The organism is Phocaeicola fibrisolvens (assembly GCF_025567125.1).
GTDB classification, from domain to species: Bacteria; Bacteroidota; Bacteroidia; order Bacteroidales; family Bacteroidaceae; genus Phocaeicola; species Phocaeicola fibrisolvens.
This window is the reverse complement of record NZ_JAOQJI010000023.1, coordinates 1-13,229: the sequence shown is the minus strand read 5'-3', so window position 1 is coordinate 13,229 and position 13,229 is coordinate 1. Positions and strand designations below refer to the sequence as shown.

General features: G+C 48.9%; 10 protein-coding genes. 3 read left to right on the top strand and 7 right to left on the bottom strand.

Annotated features, from left to right (window positions below):
* Window positions 1-77: 77 nt before the first annotated feature.
* Window positions 78-650: a superoxide dismutase gene (locus tag OCV81_RS10520; RefSeq protein WP_148329973.1), complete on the top strand. Its 573-nt coding sequence runs from the start codon at window positions 78-80 to the stop codon at window positions 648-650.
* A gap of 70 nt (window positions 651-720) precedes the next feature.
* Here OCV81_RS10520 and OCV81_RS10515 read toward each other — a convergent pair whose 3' ends face one another.
* Genes OCV81_RS10515 through OCV81_RS10495 form a run of 5 tightly spaced genes read right to left on the bottom strand, consistent with a single transcriptional unit; the run spans window position 721 to window position 8,782 of the window.
* A complete protein-coding gene (locus tag OCV81_RS10515; protein ID WP_262640325.1) occupies window positions 721-3,081 on the bottom strand; it encodes an ABC transporter permease in 2,361 nt (786 codons plus the stop codon).
* Between the two features lie 22 nt (window positions 3,082-3,103).
* Window positions 3,104-5,458 carry an ABC transporter permease gene (locus OCV81_RS10510; protein WP_148329972.1) on the bottom strand — a complete coding sequence of 785 codons (2,355 nt, stop codon included), beginning with the start codon at window positions 5,456-5,458 and terminating at the stop codon, window positions 3,104-3,106.
* A 35-nt stretch (window positions 5,459-5,493) separates the two neighbouring features.
* Entirely contained in the window at window positions 5,494-6,123 is a 630-nt protein-coding gene (locus OCV81_RS10505; RefSeq protein ID WP_148329971.1) for a GIN domain-containing protein, read from the bottom strand.
* 14 nt (window positions 6,124-6,137) lie between these two features.
* A complete protein-coding gene (locus OCV81_RS10500) occupies window positions 6,138-7,388 on the bottom strand; it encodes an efflux RND transporter periplasmic adaptor subunit (protein WP_148329970.1) in 1,251 nt (416 codons plus the stop codon).
* Window positions 7,389-7,405: 17 nt separating this feature from the next.
* The gene (locus OCV81_RS10495) at window positions 7,406-8,782 is read right to left on the bottom strand and encodes a TolC family protein (protein ID WP_262640324.1); all 1,377 of its coding nucleotides are present in this window, start codon (window positions 8,780-8,782) and stop codon (window positions 7,406-7,408) included.
* Between the two features lie 212 nt (window positions 8,783-8,994).
* Between OCV81_RS10495 and OCV81_RS10490 the strand changes: the two genes are divergently transcribed.
* Window positions 8,995-10,368: a sigma-54-dependent transcriptional regulator gene (locus OCV81_RS10490; protein WP_022352957.1), complete on the top strand. Its 1,374-nt coding sequence runs from the start codon at window positions 8,995-8,997 to the stop codon at window positions 10,366-10,368.
* A complete protein-coding gene (locus tag OCV81_RS10485; protein WP_148329968.1) occupies window positions 10,358-11,662 on the top strand; it encodes a sensor histidine kinase in 1,305 nt (434 codons plus the stop codon). Before OCV81_RS10490 ends, OCV81_RS10485 begins: the two co-directional genes overlap by 11 nt.
* Window positions 11,663-11,731: 69 nt before the next feature.
* Here OCV81_RS10485 and OCV81_RS10480 read toward each other — a convergent pair whose 3' ends face one another.
* The gene (locus tag OCV81_RS10480) at window positions 11,732-12,175 is read right to left on the bottom strand and encodes a low molecular weight phosphatase family protein (protein ID WP_022352959.1); all 444 of its coding nucleotides are present in this window, start codon (window positions 12,173-12,175) and stop codon (window positions 11,732-11,734) included.
* A 167-nt stretch (window positions 12,176-12,342) separates the two neighbouring features.
* The gene (locus tag OCV81_RS10475) at window positions 12,343-12,987 is read right to left on the bottom strand and encodes a MarC family protein (RefSeq protein WP_022352960.1); all 645 of its coding nucleotides are present in this window, start codon (window positions 12,985-12,987) and stop codon (window positions 12,343-12,345) included.
* Window positions 12,988-13,229 lie beyond the last annotated feature (242 nt).

The following is a 13,229-nucleotide window of genomic DNA, read 5'->3' as shown; positions in this document are numbered from 1 at the left end:
TATAACAAATATGCAAACGATTTGTCTGCCTATTGTCATATTGTGAACAAATTATCCACCTTTAAATCAAAAAAGATATGAAACATTCACTTCCTGCACTTCCGTACCAACTGGATGAGCTGGCTCCGAAAATGAGTAAAGAAACTTTGGAGTATCACTACGGAAAGCATTTGCAAACGTACATTGACAACCTCAACAAACTGATTGCCGGCACACCGTTTGAAGAAAAAAGCCTGCAACAAATCGTGCTGGAGGCAGAAGGGCCCATGTTCAACAACGCAGCCCAGACCTGGAACCACACGTTTTTCTTCGACACACTGACTCCGCATCAGCCGGAGATGCCTCAACCGCTGGCCGATGCACTGACACGCGACTTCGGGTCAGTAGAAGCCTTCAAAGAAAAGTTCACACAGGCGGCTACCACACTGTTCGGCTCCGGATGGACCTGGCTGGCAAGCGACAAAGACGGACACTTGTCCATCGTCAGTGAACCGAATGCCGGAAATCCACTCAAAAAGGGGCTAAAACCGTTACTGGTCATCGACGTATGGGAACATGCCTATTATATTGATTACCGCAACCGCCGGGCAGCCTACATTGAAGCCTTCTGGGGACTGGTCAACTGGGCCAGAGTCGGGGCACGGCTCTAAGAAAATAAATCGGGGCTTCCGGCAGCAACCGGAAGCCCCGATGGATTATAGACTTACACACACTGAAATATCATTCGGTCTTGATATTGTTCACCGGATTTTCCCGGACGGCTTTCCAGCTGATGAGACATACGGAGCCCAAGGATATCAGGGCTACCAGCAAGAAGGCGACTCCAAACACGCCCCACATCGTCGTCGGCGAATAGTGCAGGATGTGGTCAATCTGTTGCACGCCAAACCAAGAAAGGGGAACCGCACATACCACTCCTACCAGCAAGGACAACAGAGAAAAACGAAGCAGTCGTGCCCGTTCCATGCCCGCACTGGAACCGAATACCTTCCGGATGGCGATATCGCGTTTGCGCTGGCTGATGAAATAAATGCTCATGGCCGTCAGCCCTAACAGGGATATCAACAAGGCGGCGCAGGTGAAGGCCACGATAAGGGTATGCAGATGCAACAAGTCCTGGTATTTCTCACGCATCTCATCGCCATACCACTTCGACTCAAAAGGTGCCCCGTCGATAATTTCTGAATACAAGGCATCGAGTTCTTTCTTATAGGCCGGTAAATCGCCATCAATGGTCTCAACCACCACATTCCAGGCACCCAGACTGTCAGGATGTTCCACTAAAAGGAAGGTGGGCGACTGCGGGTCGAGTACCGACCGGAACTTGAAGTCGGCATACCGGCCTCCTACCATGAACGGACGACCGTCTATATCGTGCAAGGCAGGAGTATGGTCATAATCCAGTTGCAAGGAATCGAACGTACCTTCAGAGAAATACATCTTAGACTGCGACAGTTTCCGGTCGTCCAGCAAACGGATATGGAAGATGTCCAAAAAGGTGGAATCCGTACGGAATACCTGAAAACTGATGCTCTTCTGTCGGTTGTGCGCATCGTACATCTGCATCGTGTTGTTGTTGCCTCCGTTCAAAGGTACCCCTTGTGTCAGACAGACCTTCTTCACAAAAGGTTTCTTCCGGGCCTCATCGCGGAAAAGACGAATCTTCTCTCTGGAACCAGCCACCAACGCCGGATAATCGAGCACATGCCCGTAAGTATAGCCCATCGGTTCATGCAAGATACGGTAAATCTGCACGGACAGGTAGAGGGCGCACGTCAGCATGGCCACGGTGAGTCCGCTCTGCACCACATACAAAATCCGGAGATACACGGCTTTGGTCTTCCGTCGGAAAGTACCTTTCACCACATCCAACGGATGATAGTGAGAAAGCAGAACGGCAGGAACCAGTCCGGCTACCAGCGAAAGCAGGGCAATCCCCACCAGGTAAACCAGTACGGTCATCCACCCCATATCGCCAAAGAGGTCCAGCCGGGTCTGCAACACGTCGCTCGCGGTCGGCTCCACCAACTTGGCCAGCACCAAGGCCAGCAGGAAAGCGCCCACCGTAAACAGGGCCGATTCGCCCATCAAACGCCAGAAGATGCTGCGCTCCGAAGAACCCAACAGCCGGCGGGTAGCCATTTCCTTGGCCCGGTAACTCACTTGTGCCACGCACATGCTGACATAGTTGAACACTGCCATCAACAGAATCAAGCTACCTGCTGCCAGAAAAATCCATACCCGCGTCAGGTTGTATTGCTGGAACTGCGGACTGGGAATGGAAGCAAAATGCACTTCTTTCAACGAGGTCCAGAAAGCCTCGTGAAACACGTCGTGCTGATAAGGCCAGAAAAATGTAGCAAAGAAAGAGTGCATATCGGCATTCTTCCGGTTTGGGTCTGTTCCCTGCGGAAAACGTACCAGGATGGCAGTTCCTCCCACATTGTTCATGTCCGGGTTGTTTTTGCTGCTTCCCCAGTTCACGAAATCCACATAGTCAAAGGGTAAAATGGCTTCCACTCCATCGGGAATCAGCGAGTTGTTGAAATCCTTCATGACCCCCGTCACCGTGTACACGCCTTTTCTATCGTTCGACAAATGAATCCTCTTCCCTTCCGCAGATTCCTCTCCAAACAGCTTGCGGGCACCCGACTCGGTCAGCACGATGCTGTGTGCATCGACCAGCGCCTGATCCGGATTTCCCGACAACAGGGAATAGCCAAAGAAACGGAAGAAATTTTCCTTCACACAATAAATCTCCAGATTGGTTTTCCGGTCGTCGACTGTCGCGTAGGTCCCCGACTTGTAGGCTTCAGAGTTGACGGCACACCAGTCGGCCATTTCCGGATAGCGGCTGGCCAAGCGTTCGCCCACCAGGTAATTTCCGGCGAAATAGCTCTCGTTCGACAGGACGTAAATGTGATTGATATCCTTTATATCGTCACCCACAGTGACCTGCCGCATGACCATGTTGGCAATGAGCAGCACGAACATCAGGGAGATGCCCAGTCCCGCCACATTGACCAACGTGAACAGTTTGTTACGCTGGAGATAAGTAAAATAGGTTTTCAGTCCTTTCATCGTATTTTAGGGTTTGAGATTGTTATTCGGTCTTGATACTCCGCACGGGGTTCTCATTGGCATTCTTCCAGCACTGGAATGTCACGGTCAGTACCGTAATGAAGCTGACCAACAGGAAAGAAGCTACAAATACCCAGGCACGGATGGGCGTCTTGTCGGAGAAGCTTTCCAGCCAGTCGTGACCGATCCACCAGCCGAAAGGAGCTGCCAGCACGAAGCAGACCACCAGCATGACGAAATAACGCTTGGTAAACATGTAGAGGATTTCAGCAGTAGAACTTCCCAAAATCTTCCGGATACCGATTTCCTTGCGGCGGTATTCACTCTCAAACAAGGTAAGCCCAAACACACCAATCATGCTGAGCACAATAGCAATCAAGGAGAACAACAGAATCTGACGGGTGAAACGCAATTCCTGATGATAGTTCTGGTCAATCACCTCATCCATAAAACGGAACCTGAAGTCACGGCCCGGAGCTATCTTTTCTGCGGCCTCTGTCAAGCGGTGAATCATGTCCACTTTGTCTACTCCCGCAGCCACGCGGATGTTCAAGATATTGTTGGCATCCCAATTTGCATAATCTTTTCCGTAAATAAAGAAAGCCATCGGCTCTACGGCATCGTTGTTGCGGAAGCTGCTGAAACGGATATTCTCACAGAATCCCACTATCGGGTAATCCTCGGGAACAGCCAGTTCATCAACCTTCATCCAGGGATATTTCTTCCGGGCTGCTTCGTTGAAGATATACACATCTCCGTCGCCCGGCTTGAAATCACGTCCTTCAGTTATCTTGATTCCCATTACCGACAAGTAACGGTAGTCCACCGGGAAACAGACCATATTGATGGCACGTTCCCCATTTCCTCTTCCCCACGACATGTAGTTATCGGACGAACTTAACACGAACTGGGAAATCGAAATGCCTTCTATGCCCGAGATTCCGGACAATTCACTGACAATCGCTTCCCGGCGATTGAGATACTCATTCGGAATCTCTCCCACCAATACGACCTCCTTGTCGTAGCCATAGTCGCTACGCTGAATATAACGGCTCTGCAGGTACATGATGCCCACAGAGATTATCAGCATGAAAGAGACGAAGAACTGGAAGCAAACCAGAAACGTACGCAACATCTTGCCCTTCGGAGAAAGGCCGAACGAACCTTTCAACACCAATGCCGGCGGGAAAGAAGTGACGTAGTAAGAAGGATAGGCTCCGGCCAGCAAGCCCATGCACACGGCAACTCCGCCCAAAGCCATCACCAGACCCGGATGGGACATCAGAGAAAGGTCGGATGCCACCAAGGTAGTCAAAGAGGTGCCTTTCAACAGATAGAGCCAGAGCAAGGACAACAGGAAACCACACACACAAACCAATACGGATTCTAACAGCAGATACATCCTCAAAGAGAAAGTGGAAGCGCCCAACACCTTCTGGGTATTGATGGAACGCAACCGCATGGGAGTTTCTGCCAGTGAGAAGTTCATGTAGTTGACTGCTGCCGTCAGCAAAATCAGTACCGATACACACAACAGCAGGTACACAGCGGCCTTGCTGGTAGCTGCCTTGTTGCCTATCGTAGAATAGTGTACTTCGTCCAGCGGCGTAAAATGAATGAAATCCTCCCAGTCTTCATCTCCGCTAATCCGGTTTTTCGGAATCATCCGCTTGCAGGCTTCTATCACCGACTGCCGAACATCGGCCAATAAAGCCGGATTGTCCAGACGGAGATAAAACATATAATTCCAATTACTCCACGAATCCTTGTTCAAGTCCGGATGGAGAGAAGAAAACACGCAGTTGCCCAACTGAGAATTCGCCGGCATGTCCTGATAAACTCCTCCTATCACCAACGGCTGGTTACGGGATTTACGGTCTACATAAATTGTCTTACCAATAGCATCCGTAGTACCGAAAAAACGACGAGCCATGGATGCTGAAATCAGGGCATGATTGGGTTCCTTGAGCGAAGCCGTTGTGCCGCACACCATGACAGGCTGGAACACTTCCAGATAGTCGCCGAATCCAGTAAACCAACGCTCGGAGTAAATGTGTTCGTCTACCTCGAAATCGCTGAAATTATTGTATAACGAAGAAACCGAAATGGCCTGTATATGGGGAGAAGAAGCTCCTACCAGTTCACAGAAGGGACGGGCCAGCCAGATTTGCCAGCCGTAATCTCCGCCGGCATTCACTTCCACCCGATAAATACGGTCGTGTGCCGGATAGGCTTTGTTGTAGTTATAGTCGTAGTCCACCTGTGTCAGGATGACGAAGCAGGCGGCAAACGCGATACTTAATCCCAGCAGGTTCAATACGCTGGCCGTAAAGAAACGCCGGAAGGTATGCGAAAAATTTCTGAAAAGTGTGTTCATAAGTTGTTACGTGTTTATTATGTGATGGCAAAGTTTTATTCACCGACTTTCAACCGACGGGTAGAAACACTGCCGATACCGTCTTTGGAAATATGAGCCGACCGGGCTTTTCCGCTCAGGGTGAGACTGCCGACACCTTCCACACTGGCATCCAGCCGGTCACAATCCACTGTCAGTTCTCCACTGCCTACTCCCTCCAGAGAGACTTTCACGTTTCGGGCATGCAAATCGGCCACATTCAGGCTGCCTACTCCCTGTATATCAAACTTCACATCCTTCAGGTTCAGACGGGACTTGCAATTGAACGAGCCAACTCCTTCAAAAGTAACTTCCTGCAAATCGGGAGCACTGATATAGATGGAGAGTCTGTTCACGTTCTTGGTGGTCTTCTTTTTCCCTTTTTCTGCCCACGTAATCAACAACACTCCGTCTTTCACCGTACATTTGGTCAAGTCCACCCATTTCTTTTCCCCTTCCACACGAAGAGAATAAGTGTCCGACTGGGTGAAATAAACCCCAGCCACACTCTCCACCTCGATGGAATGGAAAGCACTCACACTACGGGTTTCACTGACTTTGTCTTCCGAACTGCCTTTGGCACTGATACAGGTTGCACACAAAAATACCATTACCAAACCCACGAATATACTTGCTATCTTTTTCATAATAATTTATCTTTTCAATTTAACACCAATACTTCATTGTCTTTGTAACTCTCATATCCAGAAATGATGACCCGTTCGCCTTTTTCCAGTCCCTCCAGCACTTCGTAATACTGGGGGTTCTGCCGTCCGATACGGATTTTACGACGATAGGCTTTCTTTCCATCCTTGTCGACCACGAAAATCCAGTTGCCTCCAGTCACCTGGAAGAAGGTACCCTTCGGAATCAGCACGCTTTCGGTAGGCTCACCCAGCTGCAGGTCGATGTAGTAGGTCTGTCCGCTGCGGATGTTCTCCGGACGTTTGCCCTGGAAAATGAAATCGGTACGGAAACGTCCGTCGCGCACCTCGGGATACACCTTGCGCACTTTCAGATTGAACGAAGAACCCTGACGTTCAAAAGTAGCCGGCAGTCCGTTGGTCACACGGTCGATGTAGTGCTCGTCAATCATAGCCTCAATCTTGTAGTCCGACAAGTCGTTAATCTGTCCCACCATCTGTCCGGCATTGATATTCTGTCCCAGTTCCGCATCCAGCAGTCCCAGTTCTCCGTCGATGGTAGCCCGCACTTCCAGTTTGTCTTTCCGCTCGCGAATCAGCAAGACGTTCTTGCGCATGTTCTGCAAGTTGTCTTCCATCTGGTCCATCTGAATGTTACGGTAGATGGAATCCTGCGCCAGACGTTCCATAATCAGCTTGTGCTTCTTCTGAGCCACCTCGTAGTCTTCCTTGGCCTGAAGATATTCCTCGCGGCTGATGAGCCGTTCCTTGTACAAGCGCTGGTATTGCTGGTACGTACGCTGCTTGCGGCGGGTATCAATGTCGAGCTGCACCTTCTCCGTTTCGTTGTTCAGCTTGTCCTGCTGCATGGTGACCTGCGTGTTACGGAGCAGGTTCTGTTTCTCTGCCAGTTCAGATTCCGCATTCAGAATCTGCAAGTCTAGGTTGGAGTTGCTCAGACGGAGAATCACATCGCCTTTCTTCACGTGCGCTCCTTCTTCCACCACCTTCTCCTGCACGATACCTCCTTCTTCGGGGCTGAGCTGTACCACGGAAATCGGTTGCACCTGTCCGTTCACCCGGATATAATCATTAAACTTGCCATAGGTCACATCGGCAATGTTCAGTGACTTGCCGTCGACTTTCAACGTAGAAGCATGATTGCCGAAAATAATCCACCCCAACAACAGAAGTACAATCACTCCTCCTGCGATATAAGGAAGGTGTTTCTTCTGGATTCCTTTTTTCTTTTCTAACTGTATATCCATAATCTCGTCGTTTTTTATCAATCCTTTTTAGCGTTTTCTTCCAGCCCGCGAATAATTTCTTCTCCTTTATAATAGTCCACCAGACGGCATTTCATCAGGTAGGTCAATTTGCTTTGCAACAACTTGGTCTCGCTTTCGAGCAAAGTGGCCGCATTGTTCTGCACATCGAGTGAGGTCATCAATCCTTCTTCGTATTTCCGGCGGGTGACATGATAGGCCAGTGAATCGGAGTTGACTTTCTTCTCCATCTGGATACTCTCTTTCAAATACCCTTCCCGGTCCTGTACGGCCTGAAGCACCAGCTTCTGCAATTCTTCCTTCTGCGACTCGTACTGCTCGCAGGCAATGCGGTAATTGTTTCTTGCCTGCCGCAACCCGGTCACTCCCGAAAGACGGTTAAAGATAGGAATACTCATACTGATACCCACGTAGGAACCGAAATTGTTGTTGAACTGGGTGCGGAAATTCGGATAGGAGGTGGAATGCAATTCCTTATAATAAGAACTGGAAATACCGCCGAACAAGGTAATGGACGGTACCACATTGGCCCAGGAAATCTTGCGGCGCATATCAGCCACCTTCGCATTCAGCTCCGCCTGACGCAGGGTAGGATTGACCTTCAGGGCGATGCGGAACACATCGTCCGCCTGCTCCTGAGTCAGTTGAATATAATGAAGTGTCTGTGTGTCGAGTACAGCCGTATCCAGTTGCAACGTATCGTTTGCCGGAAAATTCATTTTCTGCTTCAAGGTCAGCAAGGCCGTTTCGTACAGGTTCCTCTGGTGCGTCAGGTTGTAACTGTCGGTGGCCTGCTGGGCTTCCATCTGGGCCACATCGGCCAGCCCTTTCAATCCCAGCTCTTCCTGACGGCGGGTCTTATACAACAACGAATCACTTTCCACCAGTTTCTTGCGGGCCAGCCGCAGAGTACCGTAGCAATACAAGGCATCGATATACGCCTGGAAGGTTTCCAATGCGGTGTTATCTTTAGATTCCTGCCAGGCAGCTTTGCCCATCAACCAGGCAGCCTTTGAACGTCGTACCTCGTTCACCAGTCCTCCGCCACGGAAAATCGGCATGGAAGCCTCCATCGAATAGGCATTGTTGAAAGTAGACACGGTGTTATAGGTATTGGTCTCCGGGTCTACCGAACGACCGAAATTATATTGTATGCCAGTACTTGCACTCACTCCCGGCAAGAAACTGCCAATGGCTTTCATACGGTCCATCCGGGCATTGTCGGCCTCCAGTTCCCGCTGACGGACGGTGCGGTTGTGCGCCACTGCATAGCTCATGCAGCGGTCTACATTCCAAACCTCCTGCGCCGCAGCCTCCAGCCCCATCCAACCGGAAAGAAGGAAAAGCGTGATGTGTAATAAATTCTTTTTGTTCATATCGTAATCGTTTATCTGCCAAATCCTATTCAAATATCGTGCCAAAAAGTTATTACACTCATTCACAAGAAGATACAATATTCGCCTAAAATCGAAGTGTCTAATTTTTTGACAATCGGTGTCTAATTTTTTGTCACTGTCCGTATTTTTTAGACATTTTTTATGCCCTCCCCTCGAAAATTCCTATTTTTGTCATAAAATCTCAATCACAGATGGCAAAACAAGGAACTTTACTCGTAGTAGACGACAACCGTAACATTCTTACTTCTCTGCAATATCTTCTGGAAGAATATTTCCAGCAGGTGATTACGCTGAATTCTCCGGTCACCATCCCTTCCCTCCTGCAACGGGAAGCGGTGGACGTAGTACTGCTCGACATGAATTTCTCTTCCGGCATTAACAGCGGGAATGAAGGGCTCTACTGGTTACGTGAGATCAAGCGGCTACGTCCTCAGATTCAAGTGGTACTGTTTACGGCCTACGCTGACATCAATCTGGCGGTAACCGGATTAAAAGACGGGGCAACCGACTTCGTGGTAAAGCCTTGGGACAATGCCAAACTGGTACAGACCTTGCAGGAGGCTTACGCAAAGGGGCATGGAAATGACAAGAAAGGAAAACAGGCCGCACAACCGGATGAGAAATCGACCATGTACTGGGGAAATTCAGCCGTCATCCGCCCGTTACGGCTACTGGTAGAGAAGGTCAGCACTACCGATGCCAATATCCTAATTACAGGAGAAAACGGAACCGGAAAAGACATGCTGGCCCGCGAAATCCATCGCCTGTCTCCCCGACGCAACGGGCCGATGGTAGTAGTCGACATGGGAGCCATCACCGAATCACTGTTTGAAAGTGAACTGTTCGGTCACGTCAAAGGCTCGTTCACTGACGCCCATACCGACCGCATCGGACGTTTTGAGGCAGCCGACGGCGGTACACTGTTCCTCGATGAAATAGCCAACCTTCCTTATCACCTGCAAGCCAAACTGCTTACGGTACTCCAAAAGCGGTATTTCATCAAGGTGGGAAGCAACACCCCGCAACCTACCAATATCCGACTGATTTGTGCCACCAACCGCAACTTGGATGAAATGGTACACAACGGAGAGTTCCGCGAAGACTTGCTGTACCGCATCAATACCATCCACCTGCACATTCCATCACTTCGTGAACGGAAGGAAGACATACTGCCTTTGGCACAACGTTTCCTGGAACAGTACAACCTGCAATACCAGCGCACGCTGACCGGTTTCAGTACAGATGCGGAACAACGCCTGCTAAACTATCCCTGGTACGGAAATATCCGCGAGCTACAGCATACTATCGAAAAGGCAGTCATTCTTTCGGACGGTAACCTGCTGAAAGCAGACAACCTGCAACTATCCGACGTTCCTGCCCCGGAATCCCCGAACGCACAAGAAGAAACGAAAGAAGATACTCCGCTGCAAACCTTGGACGAGATGGAAAAGAACCTCGTCAAGAAAGCCATCGAACAATGCGACGGCAACCTGTCACAGGCAGCGGCACAACTGGGCATTACACGGCAGACACTGTACAACAAAATGAAACGCCATGGCATCTAAATGGTTCTCTTCTCCGCTGACACGAATTGTCTCCCTCACAGCAGGCGTGGTCCTGCTAACCTTAGGGATAAGTGAAGATGAAAACGGATGCATCGTCATCGGAGCCTGTCTGGTCATCCTCGCCATCTTTCTCTTTTATTCCAGTCAGAAACAATTACGGGAAAAAAGCTGGCTCATGCTGGAAGCCATCCGCAACCGCGATTATTCCTTCCGGCTGCCTACGCACGGCTTCATCGGAGGTGAACGCATCCTGCAGAATACCCTGAATGAATTCGGGTCGATGATGGGCGAGCAGAAACAATTAATGGAACAGCGGGAACGGTTTTATGAGCAGGTGCTCTCGGGCATCAGTTCCGGCATCATCGTACTCAACGAACAGAACAAAATTATCCAAAGCAATCCGGCTGCGGCACGACTGCTCAGTATCCCGGCTCTCGGTACCCTTCAGCAACTGGAACGCTACGGAGAAGACATCCCGGGACTGCTAGGTTCCTTGCCTGCCGGCGAACGCTGTAACCTGCAATATACCACAACCAAAGGGGAAGTCCAACTGCTGGTCCGGGCGTCCGTGATGCAATTGGGAGAAAATACGGTCAAAATTCTGACCCTAAACGATATCCGGAATGAGATGGATGCCAAGGAGCTCGAATCATGGGTGAAACTGACCCGGGTACTGACACACGAAATCATGAACTCCATCGCGCCGATTTCTTCTCTAAGCGAAACTTTTCTGCAACGGAAAGACGTGAAGAACAGTCCTATTTACGAAGGTATCCGTGCCATTCACGAAACGTCCACCGGATTGATATCCTTTGTAGACAGCTACCGGAAGTTCTCTTCGCTCCAGAAACCCTCTCCGGAGCCTTTCTACCTGAAAGAACTTCTGCTACAAATAGAAAGTATCCATCTCATCCCTTCCCACATACAACTGACCCTTCAAATAGAGCCTGAAGACTTGATGCTCTATGCCGACCCGAACCTGATCCGGCAGGTGCTCATCAACCTGATAAAAAATGCCGTACAAGCCATCGGAGAACGTACAGGGAAAATCCATATCCGCGCCTACTCCACCAAGGAAGAGCACATCCTTGTCTACGTGAGCAACGACGGCCCTGCCATCCCCGAACAGGAGGCGGAAGAGATTTTTGTCCCCTTCTTCACCACCAAAAAGGAAGGAAGCGGAATCGGTCTTTCCCTCTCCCGACAGATTATGAAACTCTCCAACGGCAGCATCAGCCTCTTGAAAGCAGAAACCAACGGATGGAATACCACCTTCGTTCTGGAATTCTTCTAAACACAGAAAAGCCCCGAATAGCAAATATTCAGGGCCTTTCCACTCAAATCCTCACAACCATTGTTGTACTTAAATCATAGCCAAGTCTGATGAATCTGACTCGCGCTTTCTCAAAAGCATTTTCAATCCTTCCAATAAATTCCGGCATCCGTCATTCATCTCCTCTTTCATGCTCCTGTAGCCAAAATCTACATCGCAGGATGGCATGTCTTTCGGCTTGCGTTTGCAGATATCCGCAAACAGATGAATCTTATGCCAATTCCGATAATCCATGAAGCGAGTCAGCAAATCTTTCTGCCACGGCTCCATTACTACCACGAAGTCCGCTTCATCGCGCAAAGCTTCGTTCATGTTCCGTTCCAACTTTCTCCCTCCCGGAGAACCAAATTCCGTCATCTCAGCTGTTACCACCTCCACATCGGTCATGTCAGCTTCGGTGAGTTTCTTCTTAAAAAGAGACTCCATAGAGAACAGCTTTCCGACACGTTCCAGACCGACCAATAGCACTTTCATAAAATCAGATTTTAAAAGTTAATAAAAAGAAGGTACCGAAAATCCTTTCTCGGTTGGAATATAATCATTTAATCTGAAAATGCAAAGAGAATTACAAAATATCAGCCAAAATTACACATTTATTATGATTTAATGGATTTAAAATATAAATTCCAATAAATTATCGGTCAGAAACGACTTTCCTGAATAATATCGATTAATATCGGCTTCATTCCTCCCACGAAGCATTCCACGGCAATGACCATCAGAATCAATCCCATCAAACGCATCATGACGTTATTTCCAGTTTCTCCAATCACTCGGACCAATCTGGTAGACAAACGCAATATAATATAAGTAAGGATATATACCACTGCAATCACCGACACAAGGGTCACTTTCAGACTCCAGGTGTGGGCATCATCCATCATTATAATGCCGTTCGCAATGGCACCCGGTCCGCACAGCATGGGGATAGAAAGCGGAGTAATGGAAATATCGTCCGCATACGCCTTGATCTCCTCGTCCTTGAGCTTCGTATTGGTATAACGGGCCTGCAACATGTCATATCCGATTTTCAGGATAATGATACCCGCCGCAATACGAAATCCGTTGGTAGAGATACCAAAGAATTTAAAGAGAAACTGTCCGCAAAAAGTAAATGCAATCAGTATGATAAAAGAAATAATCGTCGCTCTTTTCACAATATGCTGACGCTCCTTTTCTCCCAGTCCGTTGGTCATGGTCAGAAATACCGGCATCGTGCCCAGAGGATTTGTCAATGTGAAAAAGGAAGTGAAGCACAACAGTGCATAGGGTAGAATTGTATCCATAAAAACATATTTAAAAACCAAAACAAAGATACAATAAAATCAATAGGAACCCATAAGACACAAAGAAATAAAAGGGAATTTTACGGCATCTCTTGTTCCCTTACGGGCACAAAAAAAGAGGCTGTCTCAAATTGAAATATAATTTGAGATGGCCTTTTTTGTGCCTGCAAAAAAATCGGGCAAGCCCAAACTTCGCTCAGTCAGGACTTGCCCGTCTCCCTAATTTTTCGTATCTTTAGGGA

Bases quoted from the DNA above. Each gene is read 5' to 3' on its own strand.
- OCV81_RS10500 (WP_148329970.1), bottom strand. From the start codon at position 7,388: ATGGATATACAGTTAGAAAAGAAAAAAGGAATCCAGAAGAAACACCTT.
- OCV81_RS10475 (WP_022352960.1), bottom strand. From the start codon at position 12,987: ATGGATACAATTCTACCCTATGCACTGTTGTGCTTCACTTCCTTTTTC.
- OCV81_RS10480 (WP_022352959.1), bottom strand. From the start codon at position 12,175: ATGAAAGTGCTATTGGTCGGTCTGGAACGTGTCGGAAAGCTGTTCTCT.
- OCV81_RS10510 (WP_148329972.1), bottom strand. From the start codon at position 5,458: ATGAACACACTTTTCAGAAATTTTTCGCATACCTTCCGGCGTTTCTTT.
- OCV81_RS10490 (WP_022352957.1), top strand. From the start codon at position 8,995: ATGGCAAAACAAGGAACTTTACTCGTAGTAGACGACAACCGTAACATT.
- OCV81_RS10515 (WP_262640325.1), bottom strand. From the start codon at position 3,081: ATGAAAGGACTGAAAACCTATTTTACTTATCTCCAGCGTAACAAACTG.
- OCV81_RS10520 (WP_148329973.1), top strand. From the start codon at position 78: ATGAAACATTCACTTCCTGCACTTCCGTACCAACTGGATGAGCTGGCT.
- OCV81_RS10495 (WP_262640324.1), bottom strand. From the start codon at position 8,782: ATGAACAAAAAGAATTTATTACACATCACGCTTTTCCTTCTTTCCGGT.
- OCV81_RS10505 (WP_148329971.1), bottom strand. From the start codon at position 6,123: ATGAAAAAGATAGCAAGTATATTCGTGGGTTTGGTAATGGTATTTTTG.
- OCV81_RS10485 (WP_148329968.1), top strand. From the start codon at position 10,358: ATGGCATCTAAATGGTTCTCTTCTCCGCTGACACGAATTGTCTCCCTC.